Origin of the sequence: Pseudidiomarina sp. (genome assembly GCF_033722695.1) — a bacterium.
Classification (GTDB): Bacteria; Pseudomonadota; Gammaproteobacteria; order Enterobacterales; family Alteromonadaceae; genus Pseudidiomarina.
The window spans coordinates 37,802-54,220 of record NZ_JAWVYM010000011.1; the positions used below are offsets into that span (position 1 = coordinate 37,802).

General features: G+C 53.5%; 10 protein-coding genes and 1 pseudogene. 7 read left to right on the top strand and 4 right to left on the bottom strand.

Going from position 1 to position 16,419, the window contains the following annotated elements; translation table 11 throughout:
- Positions 1–1,110: a CCA tRNA nucleotidyltransferase gene (locus R3196_RS05910; protein WP_318935771.1), complete on the bottom strand. Its 1,110-nt coding sequence runs from the start codon at positions 1,108–1,110 to the stop codon at positions 1–3.
- 173 nt (positions 1,111–1,283) lie between these two features.
- On the opposite strand from R3196_RS05910, the gene R3196_RS05915 reads away from it, so the two are divergent.
- From R3196_RS05915 to R3196_RS05925, 3 genes are read left to right on the top strand one after another with little or no spacing between them, the layout of a single operon-like run.
- Entirely contained in the window at positions 1,284–2,666 is a 1,383-nt protein-coding gene (locus R3196_RS05915; RefSeq protein ID WP_413242903.1) for an ExeA family protein, read from the top strand.
- Positions 2,666–3,349 carry a general secretion pathway protein GspB gene (locus R3196_RS05920; protein ID WP_318935775.1) on the top strand — a complete coding sequence of 228 codons (684 nt, stop codon included), beginning with the start codon at positions 2,666–2,668 and terminating at the stop codon, positions 3,347–3,349. The genes R3196_RS05915 and R3196_RS05920 overlap by 1 nt, the downstream gene beginning before the upstream one ends.
- Before the next feature lie 60 nt (positions 3,350–3,409).
- Entirely contained in the window at positions 3,410–5,185 is a 1,776-nt protein-coding gene (locus R3196_RS05925) for an acyl-CoA dehydrogenase C-terminal domain-containing protein (RefSeq protein ID WP_318935776.1), read from the top strand.
- A gap of 28 nt (positions 5,186–5,213) precedes the next feature.
- Here R3196_RS05925 and putA read toward each other — a convergent pair whose 3' ends face one another.
- Complete coding sequence (putA, locus tag R3196_RS05930; protein ID WP_318935778.1) at positions 5,214–8,381, bottom strand: bifunctional proline dehydrogenase/L-glutamate gamma-semialdehyde dehydrogenase PutA; 3,168 nt, start codon at positions 8,379–8,381, stop codon at positions 5,214–5,216.
- Positions 8,382–8,608: 227 nt separating this feature from the next.
- Here putA and R3196_RS05935 point away from each other — a divergent pair, with 227 nt between their 5' ends.
- Both R3196_RS05935 and glnE read left to right on the top strand, forming a co-directional pair.
- Complete coding sequence (locus R3196_RS05935; protein ID WP_318935779.1) at positions 8,609–10,099, top strand: inorganic triphosphatase; 1,491 nt, start codon at positions 8,609–8,611, stop codon at positions 10,097–10,099.
- Between the two features lie 27 nt (positions 10,100–10,126).
- Positions 10,127–12,892: pseudogene (gene glnE / locus R3196_RS05940) on the top strand (bifunctional [glutamate--ammonia ligase]-adenylyl-L-tyrosine phosphorylase/[glutamate--ammonia-ligase] adenylyltransferase); the annotation flags it as partial.
- On the opposite strand, the gene lpxL reads toward glnE, so the two are convergent.
- Positions 12,846–13,781 carry an LpxL/LpxP family Kdo(2)-lipid IV(A) lauroyl/palmitoleoyl acyltransferase gene (lpxL, locus tag R3196_RS05945; RefSeq protein ID WP_318935782.1) on the bottom strand — a complete coding sequence of 312 codons (936 nt, stop codon included), beginning with the start codon at positions 13,779–13,781 and terminating at the stop codon, positions 12,846–12,848. The pseudogene glnE and the gene lpxL sit on opposite strands and share 47 nt — an antisense overlap.
- On the bottom strand, positions 13,768–15,123 hold the full coding sequence (gene tolC, locus R3196_RS05950; RefSeq protein ID WP_318935784.1) for an outer membrane channel protein TolC: 1,356 nt from the start codon (positions 15,121–15,123) through the stop codon (positions 13,768–13,770). Before tolC ends, lpxL begins: the two co-directional genes overlap by 14 nt.
- Positions 15,124–15,372: 249 nt before the next feature.
- Here tolC and R3196_RS05955 point away from each other — a divergent pair, with 249 nt between their 5' ends.
- Together R3196_RS05955 and R3196_RS05960 are read left to right on the top strand one after the other, a co-directional pair.
- Entirely contained in the window at positions 15,373–15,981 is a 609-nt protein-coding gene (locus R3196_RS05955; protein ID WP_318935785.1) for an NUDIX domain-containing protein, read from the top strand.
- Complete coding sequence (locus R3196_RS05960) at positions 15,978–16,418, top strand: DUF1249 domain-containing protein (protein ID WP_318935786.1); 441 nt, start codon at positions 15,978–15,980, stop codon at positions 16,416–16,418. The genes R3196_RS05955 and R3196_RS05960 overlap by 4 nt, the downstream gene beginning before the upstream one ends.
- Position 16,419 lies beyond the last annotated feature (1 nt).

Genomic DNA, 16,419 nt, shown 5'->3' on the forward strand with positions numbered 1-16,419 from the left:
TCAGGAACCCTCCAGTACGTCCTGGATCCGCTGCAGTCTGGCTTGTTCGACGGCTTCGCCAACGGCCGGGCCGCGTAAAGCTTCTCCGCGACTCTCCGCCGCAGCCAATAAGGGGCCTGCTTCAACTTTCGCTGCCGCCTCCCACGCTTTATTAATGGTCTCCAGTCGATCAGTGGCGACTCCCCGGGCGTGCCAGATTGCAGTTAGCTGGCTGTGACGGTCGGGTCGACGCCAGCTATCGCTCTGGTTAAACAGCGCAAGGAGTTCGGTAGCAGTGGCTTCGGCCACCTGCTCAGGCGTGATGCGCTGTGCCAGGATGGCCAGAAACCGATATTCATTAGGTACTTTAAGCCGGTTGCATAAGGTTTCCACATTAACCGCGCTTAACGCGCTCGCCATCGCAGCGAACCGCAGCAAGCTTTCGTCACGCTCAAGCGCTGCCAGATAATCCAGTGCGCGGGCGCGCTGCTGCGCGTCCGTCAGTTCCACAAACCAGGGTTCGAGCGCATCGACAGCAGCCAGCACGTCGAAATAGATGTGGGGTGCTGTGGTTGATAATGCCAGTTGTGTTTCCCGCCAGACCCGTTCGCAACTGAGCGTGGCCAGTTCGCCGGTAGCGGCGGTTTCAGCCATTAACTGCATGGTTTCATTGGCAATACTAAAGCCGTCTTTATGGAATCGGGCCGCGAACCGGGCAACCCGTAGCACCCGCAATGGATCTTCTACAAAAGCCGGAGAAACATGGCGTAATACTCTGGCCTTCAGATCATCAAGACCGTGATAAGGATCGATCAGTTCGCCCTCTTCACTCTCGGCAATAGCGTTGATGGTCAGATCCCGGCGTCGCAGATCATCTTCAAGCGTCACTGACGGATCCGCATCTACGGTAAAGCCGGTATAACCCGCCGCGGATTTTCGTTCGGTGCGGGCCAATGCGTATTCCTCACCGGTCTTGGGATGTAAAAATACCGGGAAATCTTTGCCGACCTGACGAAAACCAAAACTCTGCAATTGGGAAGGGGTACTGCCAATGACCACATAGTCTCGTTCTGTTACTGGCTTATCCAGTAATTTGTCCCGTACGGCGCCGCCAACCAGGTATATTTGCACACCAATCTCCTCAGGTTTAACTTGATGATCGCGAATCACTAGCTCTGACGCAAGTCAGTCGTTACACTGGTGAAAAGCGCATAACAACATGTAGCGATATAACAATGTACCTCAATTACTTTGGTTTACATACAGCACCCTTCTCGATAGCGCCTGATCCGCAGTTCTTATATATGAGCGAAAGGCATCAGGAAGCCTTAGCACACCTGAGTTATGGATTGCAGGGAAGCGGTGGTTTTATTTTACTCACTGGCGAGGTCGGTACCGGTAAAACCACGGTATCGCGAGCCTTGCTGGAGCAATTACCTGAGCAAACGCGCACCGCCTTCATCCTCAACCCGATGTTAAACGAGCATGAATTGCTGGCGACACTCTGTGATGAGTTCGGTATTCGCTACGCAAAACGTTCAGTTACCGATAAAAAGCTGACCGATAAGCTCAGTAGTTTTCTGCTTGCCGCCCACGCCGAGGGTGAACAATGTGTGGTGTTAATTGATGAAGCTCAGCACCTGCAGCCGCAGGTGCTGGAACAACTGCGGTTACTCACGAATCTGGAAACTAATCAGCACAAATTACTGCGCGTCATTCTGATTGGTCAGCCGGAACTGCAGGATCTGCTGCGGCGTCGTGAATTACGACAGCTGGCGCAGCGCATAACCGCCCGCTATCATCTGCTGCCACTGCAGGGCGCAGATACCGAACGCTATATTAACTATCGCTTGCAGGTGGCGGGGGCGAATCGCGGCCTTTTTGATAGCCGCGCTATTACCCTGGTTCATAAGCTGAGCGAAGGGATACCACGGCGGCTTAATTTACTCTGTGACCGGGCCTTACTTGCGGCCTATAACGACCAGTCGCAACTAGTCAACAGCAAACATATCCGCGAAGCAGCCCTTGAGCTTGATGGCCACCGATCTTCTGATAACCCCCGGGCAAGCCGGTGGGTTGCCGCTTCGGTGGCGGTGGTGTTCGCACTGCTGGCGGGTTTTGCCGGTAGTTACTGGTTCAATCAGCCGCAGCCCACAGCCAGCGAGAGTACCGCTCAGTCTTCGGTAGCAAACGAGGATCCGCTGCTGGCCCTCACACGCAGCTGGCAATTGCCCCGGCCGGCCGTGGAGCAACCCCTTTGCGAATGGGTTGAGCGCTATGATCTGAGTTGTCTGCAGGGCGTTTTGCGCTTTGATCAGCTGATTAAAATTAACTATCCGGTGCTGCTTGAGCTCAGTGACGGCAATTATCAGTTTGTCAGTGCATCTGATATGGTGCCGGACCCTGACTGGACCGGAACTTTTGTGCTGTTATGGCAGCATCCGCCGGGGTATCAGGATACTGACAGCGAAATTTACCAGCAGTGGCTGGCAGACGCTTTGGCCGGGCAGGGCGCAGCTGCCAACATCCCGGTCAGGCAACAGATACAGAACGTGCAGCTTGCTGCCGGGATCCCGGTAACCGGCGAGCTGGACGGCGTAACGCTAAGCTGGCTGAGCTCGCGCAGCCAGCGGGGCGGTCCACGGCTCAATACCACTGCTGACCCCTCCACGGGAGAACTTAAATAATGTCTTCCGTACTTAAAGCACTGCGCAATCAATCGTCACCGCTGCTGCAGGAACGCCAGCCGATATGGCTCACGGCGGCTGAGAGTGGCCGCCGTCGACACTGGCACTGGCTGGCGATAATATTAGCGGTGATTGCGGCGGGCGGCATAGGCTGGCTGATCGCAGCGCAACAGTCGGCACAGGTTGTTGACCCGATCGTGGCACCGCAACCAACAGGCTCTCGTTATACCCTCGGCGCTATCCCCGAGATTCGGCAGCCGGTGTTACCTGAGCCTGTCGCAGAGGCCATTGCTGTGCCGGCCGCTGCGCAACCAGCTGAAAGTGAAGCAACAGCGCAGCCGCAGGCGATCGATCTGAATGAAGTATCGCCCGAGTTACTTAAAGCTTTTGAAGACGCGGTTGCGGCCACCGGCGGTGCCGGCTCCCCTGGTGATTCGGTAGTACCGGATTTACAGCAGCTTAGCCTGGATTTTCAGCGCACTGTTCCGCCCTTCACTTATGACGGTCATCAGTATTCATCGCGGGAGTCGTCGCGCTGGGTCGTGCTGGGCGGCAGAAGGCTTTATGAAGGCGACAGCTGGCAGGGGATCACGGTGGTCCGTATAGCTCCTGCTCATTTGGTGCTGTCAAAAAATTATCAGGCATTTCAACATCCCGCGCTTGAGGACTGGACAAGCCCCTGATTAATTGATATTAAAACACCTGTTTAAATCTACTGTTTAATAAAAAGAAGAGGTGTTGGCATGGCAGACTACCGGGCTCCGCGCGAAGACATGCAGTTTGTACTGCAGGACGTATTTCAGGTTGATAACGACTGGGCGAGATTTTCGCAGCTAGCCGATCTGGATATGGATACGGCAGCGGCCATTATCGATGAGGGCGCCAAACTGGCAGAAACGCTGATAGCCCCGAACTGCCGTGCTGCCGATGAGCAAGGTGTACAGTTTAACGAGGGCAGTGTTACTACGCCGGACGGCTATAAAGAAAACTTTAAGCAATTGGCTGCCGGCGGCTGGGTAGGGGTAACCGCAAACCCTGACTTCGGGGGCATGGGTCTGCCCAAGTCGATCTCGGCTCAGTATGAAGAAATTCTCTGCTCTGCTGATATTTCATTTTCGCTTTATTCCGGTCTCACTGCCGGCGCTATTATGACTATTGATCAGCATGGCAGCGACAGCCTCAAAGAAACCTATTTACCCAAGATGATTGCCGGCGAATGGACAGGTTCAATGTGTCTGACTGAGGCCCATGCCGGCACCGATCTCGGCATGATTCGAACCAAAGCGGTTCCCGCTGATGACGGTAGTTATCAGATCACCGGCACGAAAATATTTATCACCGGTGGTGAGCATGATTTAGTCGACAATATTGTGCATCTGGTGCTGGCTAAATTACCCGATGCGCCGACTGGCAGCAAAGGCATAAGTTTGTTTCTGGTACCCAAATTTTTGGTTAACGAAGACGGCTCGCTGGGGGAACGTAATCCGGTCTTTTGTGGTGCCGTCGAACACAAAATGGGGATCCATGCGTCGGCAACCTGCGTGATGAATTTTGATGGCGCCACAGGTTGGCTGGTGGGTGAACCTCATCGCGGGTTACCAGCTATGTTCACCATGATGAACTATGAGCGCCTTGGGGTAGGTATCCAGGGGCTTGGTGCAGCAGCACGCTCATACCAAACGGCACTAGACTACGCCCAGGATCGGATCCAGGGGCGCGGCGCCAAAGCTACCCGGCAGAGCGACAAAGAAGCAGATCCATTGATTGTTCACGGTGATGTGCGGCGGATGCTGTTAACAATGAAGGCTTTTGTCGAAGGTGGCCGGGCCTTTTCAACCTACGTTGGCCAGCAGCTTGATATTGCCAAATACAGTAACGATCAGAATGAGCGACTGCGGGCCCAGGCCCTGGTTGACTTGCTGACGCCGGTAGCAAAAGCTTTTCTTACGGATACCGGGCTTGAAGCCACTGTGCTTGGTCAGCAAATATTGGGCGGCCATGGTTACGTGCGGGAGTGGGGTCAGGAGCAACTGGTGCGGGACTGTCGTATCGCGCAGATATATGAAGGCACCAACGGCATCCAGGCACTGGATCTATTAGGTCGTAAGGTGGGTGGCTCGCGTGGCCAGCTGTTACAACCGCTGCTGGAGGATATCGCGAAGCTGACCGCGCAACCAGTTGCTGGCTTTGAAAGCGAGTTGGCGGGCCTTGAAGAAGCGACTAAATTATTGGAGCAGGTAACTGGCCGGGTACTGCGCCAGGCAGCAGAAGATGACAACCTGATTAACAGTGTGGCGGTGGAATATCTGCATTTGGTTGGCTACGTCTGTTTCGCCTACATGTGGTTACGTATGGCGATAGCGGCCGAAGATAAGATAACTGAGCGGCCATATCTGGCCAGTAAAGTTAAGACAGCACGCTTCTATATGGCGCGCCTGTTACCGCGGGTGCAGAGCCTGGCAGCCGCCATTGAAGACGGCAGCCAGTCACTCTATCAGCATGATCCGGACGAATTCTGATCGCCCGGCTCATTATGCGACAGCCCTGTTAGTCGCCCAGCGACAGCAGGGTTGCGTTACCACCTACCGCAGTGATGTTATTGCTGCGGGTTTTCTCAGTGATAAAGCGTGTCAGGTAGTGCGGACCACCAGCTTTCGGACCGGTACCTGAGCGGCCGCGACCGCCGAACGGCTGCACACCTACCACCGCACCGATCTGGTTGCGGTTAATATATACGTTACCTACATCAATCCGGCGCGCGACATCGTAAGCGAAAGTTTCATTACGGCTGTGAATACCGAAGGTAAGACCAAAACCGGTATTGTTAATGCTCTTAATGACCTCATCCAGCTCACTGGTTTTATAGCGAATCACGTGCAGAATAGGGCCAAAGTTCTCTTTCACCAACTGATTGATGTTATCAATTTCAATCGCTGTCGGCGCCACGAACAGACCATCCTGAGTGTATTCCGGTAACTGGGCACGGCCAATCAGCCGGCCGGTCTGGGAGATATCACTGATATGGCGTTCCAGGTTGGTTTTTGACACCCCGTCGATTACCGGGCCGACATCGGTTTCGTGCAGCATCGGGTCACCAACTTTAAGCTCGGCCATAGCTCCTTTAAGCAGCTCAATCACCCGATCAGCGATATCATCCTGCACATAGAGTACCCGCAGCGCTGAACAGCGTTGTCCGGCACTCTTGAAGGCGCTGGCTACGATGTCGGTAACGGATTGTTCCGGCAGGGCGGTAGAGTCGATTAGCATCGCGTTCTGGCCGCCGGTTTCAGCAATTAATGGCACTATGGCACCGGTACGGGCTGCCAGGGCACGGTTAATCGCCTGGGCGGTGTAGGTTGAACCGGTGAAGCAGACGCCACCAATATCTTCCTGGGATACCAGGAAGGAGCCAATTTCAGCGCCGCTGCCAGGCATGAAGTGCAACACATCGCCCGGGATACCGGCTTCGAGTGCCAGTTGTACCGTGCGGAATGCGACCAGACCCGTTTGCTCAGCAGGCTTGGCGATAACACAGTTACCGGTAACCAGAGCGGCGACAATCTGTCCGACAAAGATCGCTATCGGGAAGTTCCAGGGGCTGATACAGATGAACGTGCCCCGGCCTTGCAAAAAGAGTTCATTATCTTCACCGGTTGGTCCTGGTAGCTCAGTGGGTTCACCCATCAGCTCGCGGGCCTGAACGGCGTAGTAGCGACAAAAATCAACCGCTTCCCGAATCTCATCAATGCCGTCCTGCAGGCTCTTTCCGCCCTCGAGACTACAAAGTGCGATAAGCTCCTCACGGTTCGCTTCCATCAAGTCAGCGAATTTCTCCAGCGCCTTAGCACGTACTTCGACGTCAGTATCACGCCACCGGCGGTAAGCTGCATTGGCGCTTTCGAGGGCCTTTTCGGCCAGGGCTTTATCGCCCCAGTTGATGGTACCAATAGTACGGCTCATTTCCTGCGGGCTGGAAATCGATACCCGGTGATGGGCGTCAACCACATCGCCATTTACAATCGGGCCGCCTTGCCACTGTTTGTCGCGGTATTGCTGCACCGCAGCGATAAAGTCATCTGCTTGAGAGTGAACGTTCATATTCAGTCCTAAAGAGTTTTTGCGATCGCTGAAAATCTGCGTCGGCATAGGAATTTTGCTGTTAGAGTAAGTCTCATACTGCGCCAGCGTGCTTACCGGGTGCTTACTAAGCTGATCAACCGGAACTGATGGATCCAGTAGCTTGTGCACAAAAGAGGTATTTGCGCCGTTTTCTAACAGGCGTCGAACCAGGTATGGCAATAAATCTTTATGGGCACCAACCGGCGCGTAAATCCGTACCGTGGTGTCTGGATCTTCTTCCAGCAGGGTGTCATAAAGGTCAGCACCCATTCCGTGTAGTCGTTGGAACTCAATGCGACGCTTATATTTTTCGTTCAGATGGCGTATCGCCATAACGCTCTGGGCGTTATGGGTAGCAAACTGTGGATACAAAGCGCCATCTGCAGCATCGCTGAGCATGTAATGGGCACAGGCCAGATAAGAAACATCGGTATTGGCTTTGCGGGTAAATACCGGGTAAGCCGTCAGACCGTTCATCTGCGACAGTTTAATTTCTGTGTCCCAGTAGGCACCCTTGACCAGTCGCACAGGAATTTCGTCGCCGCCTTCACGGGCCAGCGCGGTAAGCCAGCATAGCGTCGGCAACGCCCGCTTGGAATACGCCTGCACCACCAGACCGAAGCGCGGCCAGTCTTTACAGACACCACTGCGGTAGACTTTTTCAAACAGCGCAAGCGAGAGCTCATGACGATCAGCTTCTTCAGCATCAATAGTCACGCCGACATCGGCTTCCTTCGCTAGCTTAACCAAGTCACTGAGACCTTGTGCGAGCTCGGTTAATACGCGCTCACGATTGGCCATTTCATAGCGTGGATGCAATGCCGAAAGCTTGATTGAGATCGTTGGCCGCGGGGCTTTCGGGTTGTTGAAGTCTTCTTTGGCAACAACTTTAATAGAGTTCACATACTCGGCATGATAGCGACGGGCATCTGCAGCTGTTAACGCGGCTTCGCCAAGCATGTCATAGGCATGGGTGTAGCCTTTACTGCGATTATCCCGGCTATTTTTCAGGGCCTCTTCAATCGAACGCCCAAGCACAAATTGTTTACCCATAATACGCATGGCAGTGTAGGTCGCTTTGCGCACGATTGGCATACCAAGCCGGCGGGTCAGCCGACGGAATACGCCGCGCGGCGTCTCCATAGGTTCGCCGGTGGGATTGATGACTGCGTTCGTTAATGCCAGCGACCAGGTGCCGGAATTCACCAACCATGAGGCACTCTGGCCCATATGTTTTTGCCAGTCGCCACCAGAGAGGCGATCCTGGATCAGAGCATCAGCGGTCGCGGCGTCGGGAATCCGCAACAGAGCTTCGGCCAGACACATCAGAATAATACCTTCTTTGGTATCCAGGCTGTATTCTTGTAAAAAGGCATCGACCCCGCCACCATCGGCGCGTTCACGAACAGTCTTAACCAGTTTCGAGGTGCGCTCAGTCACTTTTGCCACGCTGTCATCATCGCTGGGTACCAGCGCCATCAGCTCTTTTAAATAGGCGTTTTCATCTACCAGATAATTATCAGTAATGGCTTGCTGAAGTCGACCGAGGTCAGCATCAGAGTATTGAGCCGCAAGTACTTCACTTGCTTTGAACATAGCGTCTCCTATAGCACTCAGCCAAAAGCGTGGCTGGACGGATTTTGCGCGCAAGTATAGGCCTTTTTGTGCGCACGTAAAGCCTATCAGAACATAATATTTTTATCCATGTCATGCACCTGATGTGGGGGGCATTCAGCTGCTATTCAAGGGGCATTTAGGTTGACCGCCTGCACTGGTGCGAGTACCGTATTATTAATTAAAAACAATTGTTAATGAGAGCTTCTGTGAGTCAGGAAACGGAACTGAAACTTTATATTGAACCAGCGCGGCGGGAAGCCGCACTGCGTTTATGCCAGCAGTTGGCCGGCGAGCAACAGCCGGTGGAGATGCAGCTGACTAATCGCTATTTCGACACCCCGGATTTGCGTTTACGTGAATACAATATGGGGCTGCGCATCCGTCAGCGCGGTGATGAGCGTGAGCAAACCGTAAAACTTAGCGGTGACGTGGTGGGGGGAATGCATCAACGGCCTGAATATAATGCTGCAACCAGTTCGGATAAGCCTGATTTAACCTTGTTTGATGAAGATATCTGGCCGGATGACTTCCCGTTGTTTGATATTCAGCGTGAGCTTGACGAGATCTTCCGAACCAATTTTACCCGGCAGCGCTGGCGCCTGACCAGCGGTGAAGGAGTTATTGAACTGGTCTTTGATGAAGGAATCATCATTGCCGATGCGAATCAGCGTTCGATATGCGAAATTGAGCTTGAGCTGCAGGGTGGCGACCTAACCGAGCTCTATAAGATGGCCAGGCGTTTTATTACGCGGGTTGATGCACGGGTTGGAAGCCTGAGCAAAGCCGCACGCGGCTATTTGTTGGCAAACAAAAGTACGCTTGAACCATCAACCCAGGCCGATTTTGTGCATCAGGAGACTCAGGATGACGTTGGCACGGGCCTGTACCGGGCCCTGACCTATGCCGTACAGTACTGGCAGCACAATGATGCCTGTTTGCTTGAGCATCCCACAGTGCGGGCGGTCGCCGGTATAACTGACGGAATTCGTCTGGCTAAGGTGGTGTTGCAACAACTGATGATGCTGGAAGTTGATGTCAGCGATCATATTGTCCGGCTGGAACAAATGTTAGGACATTTGGGTTGGTTGAGTCGTTATGATGGCCTGGCTGAATTGACTGCCGAGGATGGCGCCTATCACCGCGCCCTGAAGCAACAACCAAAGCTGCAGGAACATATTATGGAGCAGCAGGAGCATGCGGTGCAGATGGAGCTGGTGCTTAACCTGGTAAGGCGTGATGACTACCAACTGACGCTGCTGGAATTGGGTGAACTCTGTAATCGTCAACCGCGGCACGAGCAACTGATGCAAGTGGCATTGCGCGCCTGGGCGTCGCAACGGCTGCGGGAAGACTGGCAACAGGTTGCTGAAGCCTTCACCCGCGAGCGTGAGTTGCGGCCCGAACATTACCTGAAGCAGTTGCCATTATTGCTGGGCTCGTTACAACTGGGGTATTGCGTTGGTTACCTGTTTGATGAAGGCGACCGCGAACGGTTCCGGGCTCCCTGGTTAGATATGGTGCGCGGTATCCGCGAGATCATGGCGCTGAAATTATTGCGTGAGGCGATAAAAGATACTGACGACGTAAACACTGAGCGGCTGCTGAACTGGCAGGAAGTTCAGCTTGAATCCCTGCTTTATGCGCTGGAGCATTCCCGGCGCTCGGCGCTTAAGCAAGAACCCTACTGGGTTATCTAGCCCATGCTAAAGCAACAGCGCGCTTTTCTGACCGAAGTCAGCCCTTTCATTGCCCGGGTGCTGCAGCAGCAGCCTGAGGCAATCCGGGCGGATGCGGATGGCACCATTAGCTTATGCGCTCCGGAGGAATATCAGCGGCTGATTACGCAACGGCTGGCAGAGGTTGATGATGAGAGTCGGGCACAGCAGGAATTGCGATTGCAACGCAATGCCTGGTTCGCTGGGCTCGCCGCGGCCGACTTATTGGGTCAGCTCAGCTTGCAACAAATGCTGACACACTTAACGGCCGCTGCGGATGCTTTTATCAGTGCTTCGTTGAGCTGGTTACACCCGCGTTTTGCAGCCCGCTACGGTACCCCCGTCGATCAGTCCGGTAATGCCCAGCAACTGCTGGTTATCGGCATGGGCAAGCTCGGCGGGGGGGAACTGAATTTCTCTTCTGATATCGATCTGATCTTTTGCTACCCCGAGCAGGGCGAGACTGACCATTCCCGCAAGCCAATTGAGAATGGGGTGTTTTTTACTCGCCTGGGGCAAGCCCTGGTCGGCTTGCTGGATGCACCCACAGGTGATGGCCGGGTATTTCGGGTTGATTTAAGGCTGCGACCTTTCGGCCAGTCTGGCCCGTTGGTGGCCAGTATGGCGGCACTGGAGTATTACTATCAGGAGCAGGGTCGCGACTGGGAGCGATATGCCATGGTCAAGGCGCGGATGATCGGTGCCGATGCAGTTTGGCAGGAGGAGCTCAGAAGCCTGTTGCGACCTTTTGTCTATCGCCGTTATATCGATTTCTCAGCAATAGATGCGCTGCGCAAAATGAAGAGCCTGATAACTCAGGAAACTCGCCGCCAGGGTGTTCGCAACAACATCAAACTGGGCCCTGGCGGGATCCGGGAAATTGAATTCATTGCCCAGGCTTTCCAGCTCATCCGCGGTGGGCAGGAGCGGCAGTTGCAGAGCCAATCCTTGTATAAGGCTTATGCGGCAATTCGCGAGCTTAATTTACTTACTCCTGAAGCGGTGGCTGAGCTGCTTAGCTGTTACGAGCACCTGCGTAAAGTCGAACATGTATTGCAACAGATCAATGACGAGCAAACTCAGACTTTGCCGGATGATGAACAAAGCCAGCAGCGCATCAGTCGGATATTTGATCAGCCGTGGGATAAGATTACCGCCGATATCAGTGAGAGCATGAACAAAGTTCATGGCCACTTTAAAATGGTTATCGGCGATCCCGAGCAGGATGATGAAGACGCTGGTCCGCTGCAATTGTTGTGGCAAGACATGGTGGAAGATGAAACGGCACTGAGTGTGCTGCAGGATACCGGAGTCGGGAAAAACACGGCGAATATGATCTGGCAACAGGTCAATCAGTTGCGTCAGGAAGTACGCAAGCGCGGTAGTGGACCGCGCGGACGTAAAGCCATGGGGCGATTGGTTCCCTTGCTGCTCGGCCGGATCATTCAGTTCGAGGATGCCGAATTTGTTCTGGAACGGGTCCTCAGTGTGCTGCGAAAAATAATGAGTCGGACCGCATACGTTGAACTTCTGGTTGAAAACCAGGGGGCTCGTGAGCAATTGCTAAAACTGTGCCGGGCGAGTTCATGGTTAACAGATCAGCTGGCAAACTACCCCTTGCTGCTCGATGAACTGATCGATCCTGCACATCTGTATCAGTTGCCGGAGTTTGCTGAATATCCGCGCTTGCTGGAAGAATACCTGCTGCGGATCCCTGAGCAGGAAGTTGATCTAGAAGCACAGATGAATGCGCTACGGCAGGCCCGCCAGGCACTTCAGTTGAAGGTGGCGGCAGCGGATATCAGTGGGGCCTTACCGCTGATGAAAGTCAGCGATCATTTAAGTTATCTGGCTGAAGCGATGATCGGACATGTGGTCAGACTGGCCTGGCATCAGCTGGCAGAAAAGCATGGCACGCCACCGGGCTGTTCACTGGACAATACCGGCTTTGCAGTAATGGCTTATGGCAAGCTGGGCGGACTGGAACTGGGGTATGGCTCCGATCTTGACCTGGTGTTTCTGACTGCTACCCCTTATCAGGGTGAAACCGACGGACAAAAACCTATCGAGATCCAGCAGTTTTACCTGCGTCTGGCGCAGCGCATTCTGCATATATTTACCACCCGTACCATGATCGGCGTGCTCTATGAAGTTGATATGCGGTTGCGGCCTTCAGGTAAGTCAGGGTTACTGGTCACGCAGGTTAGCACCTTCGATCAATACCTGCAGGACGATGCCTGGACCTGGGAATTGCAGGCTCTGGTGCGAGCCAGACCTGTATATGGTAACAAGGAACTGCAGCAGCAACTGATTCAGTTGCGACAGCAACACCTGCAGCGGTCGCGCGACGAGCACGAGTTGCAGGAGCAAGTTATCAGCATGCGGGCGAAAATGCGGGAGCATCTGTCAAGCACTGTGCGAGAGCAGGAGTTTGATACCAAGCAGGGCACTGGTGGTATTACCGATATCGAGTTTTTAGTTCAGTACCTGGTGCTTGGTTATAGCTCTGAGTATCCGGAACTCACGCGCTATACCGATAACATCAGGATTCTCGAGGCGGCCGGGAGTCACGGCTTGCTTAGTGATGAACAGGTTCAGGGTCTGATCCGTGCATACATTGAACAGCGCGGCGTATTACACCAGTTGGCATTAGATAAGAAAGGGTCGGTAACCCGACAGGATTTAAGCCAGGCGCGGACAGCTGTTATCAGCGCCTGGAAACACTGCTTTAACCTTGATATAAGTCAGGATCTTCGGGGTTCGGACGCGTCTTAAACCGGCGGTGCACCCACAAATACTGTTCAGGTGCCTGTTGCACCGCGAACTCCACCATCTTATTAACCCGGCTTGCGTCGGCTCGTTCATCGCCAGTCGGGAAATTATCGAACTGGGGATAAAAACTTAGATCATATCCGCTGCCATCAGCTCGACGAAAACAAGTTGATGGTACCACCACACAGTTGGCATTTCCGGCAAACAGCGTGGTTCCGGTTGTGGTACTGGTTTCAGCTACCTCGAAGAAAGGTACGAAAACCGTCCGCTTGCGGCCATAGTCCTGATCCGGCAGATAGCCGGCGATTTCGCCCTGATTCAATGCTTGCAGCATACTGCGGACATCCGTTCTGGGGATCAGATATTTATTTGAGCGTCCGCGGCCGCGCGTTTGCAGAAATTCCATCACTGCATTGTTATGAGGTCGATAGAGCCCGACCGCAGGCTGCACGAAACCGTGCAACCGCGCCTGAACTTCGAGGCTGAGAAAGTGGAACAGCAGCATTAGCACGCCCTTTCCCTCTGCCAGTGGCGCCTTAATATGCTCAGCACCATGTACGTGCAGCTTGCGCCGAATACGCCAGTCTGGCCACCACCAGGCCATGCCGGTTTCAAAAAATGCGATGCCGGTATTCTCCATATTACGCCGCACCAGCTCTTCTATTTCATCGGCAGATTTTGCCGGGAAGCAGAGCTCTATGTTGCGTCGGGCAATAGCAGCCCGCTTGGGAACAAATCTATAGAATAGGCGACCAAGGCCCCGGCCCATTGCCAGCTGTAAGCGGTAGGGTAGCCAGGAAATCGTGTAAAGGATCCCAACTCCAAGCCAGGTCAGCCAGTATTTCGGCAATAAGAACCTGGCCTGGAATTTAGGGGGTTCAATTACTTTCATAAGCCAGGCTAGAGTTGATCGCTGATATATCTTGCTCGGTGATCTGTCCGGAAGCCTGTTGGAGCGTCAGATACTGGCGAATATAACCATAGCGCGCAGTAGATAGGTTGCGGCGGGCATTAAACAAGTTCTGCGTGCTGTTCAGTACATCTACGATGGTCCGGGTACCCACTTCAAAGCCTGTCTGTGTCGCTTTCAACGCACTCTCGGCTGAGACCACAGCTTGTTTGAGCGCGCGAATGCTGGCTAATGAAGCCTCAACATCGTAATAGGCGGTACGCACTTCGCGCTCGACATTGCGGCGAACAAACTCCAGTTGCTGACTGCTGGCGACATAGCTTTCACGGGCCTGATCGGCCTGAGAAGAGGTGCGGAAGCCAGTAAAAATTGGGACCCGCAAGTTGAGCCCAACCGAACGGGAATCCATCCGCGGCATGTCAATGGTATTACCCTGGGTTTCAGTGGTGTTGTCATTGGTTGAATAGCTGCCGGTCAGTGAGACAGTGGGATAATGACCGCTCTGCGCCAGCTCAATGCGTTGCTCAGCAACTTCGACGGCTACGCGTTGTACCAGCAAGGATAAGTTTTTATCTTCGGCGATTTTTACCCAGCTCTGGGCATCAGCAGGGGAGGGCTGATCCGGGTCGAACGCAGAGGTGTCGAGTTTTGCCAGGCGCTCATGATAACGCCCGGTAATTTCACGTAAGCTTTCGCGAGCGATAGCAACTGCATTTTCAGCCTGGATTTCGCGCGCGACCACATTATCGAACTGTGCCTGTGCTTCATGGACATCAGTAATAGCGGTCAGACCTACCGAGAACCGTTGTTTGGTTTGTTCCAGCTGGCGCTCAATAGCACGCTTTTCAGCTTGCACAAACTCCAGGTCGTCCTGGCGCTCAAGTACGCTGAAGTAAGAGTTTACTACGCGCAGCATCAGCTCCTGACGGGTGTTGCGATAGGTCACTTCTGCCTGATACGCTTGTTTTTCCGAAATTTGTGTTTGTTCCCAGATGCTCATATCGAACAGGCTCTGGCTCAGGTTCACGCCGGCATTCCAACCGCGACTCTCGGAATCCAGGGTAAAGAAACCGGTGCTGTCGAACTGGGCGCGCTCAGCAGTTGAACGGCTGTAGCCGGCTTCGAAGCCGACTTGTGGCCACCAGTCGGCATGGGTTACATTAACGCCTTCCTGGGCAGCCCGGCGCTCTGCATCCACGCGTTGTAAAGTCGGATCATTTTGCAGCGCAAGCTGGAATACTTGTTCTAAATTATCCGCGTAAGCGGCACTATGTGCTGCTGAGAGCGTTAAGCCAATGAGAGTGGTCAATACGAGCTTTTTCATGTTATCGGATGTCCTGAATTATCTGAAAAGCAGCAGATTGCTTTAGGTTAATGGCAGTTATTTTACATACACTGTTGAATGCATACCAGCTTACTCTTTAATACACTGAAATTCTGTCAGGAAGTTGCAACAGTTTGAGTTCAAGTGTAACGAATTATGTGATGTTTTCGGCTATTTTTTCAATCAGCATGAAACCACTATAAGCTGAATCGAGTAGTTAAGACGTCAAATAACTTCAAAAGGTTTACTGTGCAAAAATTTAATCGAAAAGATGTTGAGATAATTAAGCGAAAATCAGTACGGGAAGGCTTCCTGAGCATTTTTGTGTATAAGTTGCGGCATCGCCTGTTTGGTGGCGGCTGGTCAGCGGAGTTTGACCGGGAAGTGATGGATCGTGGCCACGCTGTGGTAGTACTGCCATATGATCCGCAACGCGATACCATCGTGGTATTGGAACAGTTCCGTATCGGGGCTATGGATATTATTGATGACAGCCCCTGGCTGCTCGAATTCGTGGCGGGAATGCTTGACCACGAAGATGAACCGGCCGAGCAGGTAGCCCACCGCGAGCTGGCCGAAGAAGCAGGGTTGACGACGGAGCAGCTGCACTACGCTATGACCTATTTGTCGACCCCGGGTGGATGTACCGAGAAAATTTCGGTTTATATCGCATTGGTGGATAGCAGTGAAGCGTCGCGCCAGGGAGGTTTAGCATCTGAAAACGAAGATATTCTTGTGCATGTGCTACCGCGGACCGAGGTGGTCGAGCTATTAGAGCAAGGTAAAATTAACAACGCAGCTAGTGTGATTGCGCTACAATGGCTGCAATTACACCGACAACGTTTAATACACCCATGACTACAGATGTCCGTACCCGTCGTTATCAGTTTGACCTCGCCGCGCTGCAGCGCCTGGCGGCGGTAAACTACGCAGCGCTGGCTAAGCTGGTCAGCGGCATATCGGCAGAACAGATCCGGACGGTAAAGGCGGGACGCAATTTACGCTTCAGCCTGGAAGTGACCGACGCGGCCCCTTACACTACGGAAATCCGCATTCAGCAGCAGGCGCTTAGCCAGCAATTGCCGGGCCTGAAAGAAGCCCGGATGGATGTGCGGCTATATCACGATGCACAGCTCGCTGAGGTCATCCGCAGTCAGGGGATCGCACGGTTGCGACCCTATTATCCGCAACCCAACCGCGACATGTACCAGGCTGACGAAAAGCATCAGGTTAATTATTTTTTGCAGGAATGGCTGCAGCTTCTCAGCCGTACCGGAATGGCTCAGGAGAGTTAAT

Excerpts from the sequence above, each read along its gene's own strand:
- R3196_RS05925 (WP_318935776.1), top strand. The coding sequence starts at position 3,410 with ATGGCAGACTACCGGGCTCCGCGCGAAGACATGCAGTTTGTACTGCAG.
- putA (WP_318935778.1), bottom strand. The coding sequence starts at position 8,381 with ATGTTCAAAGCAAGTGAAGTACTTGCGGCTCAATACTCTGATGCTGAC.
- R3196_RS05915 (WP_413242903.1), top strand. The coding sequence starts at position 1,284 with ATGAGCGAAAGGCATCAGGAAGCCTTAGCACACCTGAGTTATGGATTG.
- lpxL (WP_318935782.1), bottom strand. The coding sequence starts at position 13,781 with ATGAAAGTAATTGAACCCCCTAAATTCCAGGCCAGGTTCTTATTGCCG.
- R3196_RS05920 (WP_318935775.1), top strand. The coding sequence starts at position 2,666 with ATGTCTTCCGTACTTAAAGCACTGCGCAATCAATCGTCACCGCTGCTG.
- tolC (WP_318935784.1), bottom strand. The coding sequence starts at position 15,123 with ATGAAAAAGCTCGTATTGACCACTCTCATTGGCTTAACGCTCTCAGCA.
- R3196_RS05960 (WP_318935786.1), top strand. The coding sequence starts at position 15,978 with ATGACTACAGATGTCCGTACCCGTCGTTATCAGTTTGACCTCGCCGCG.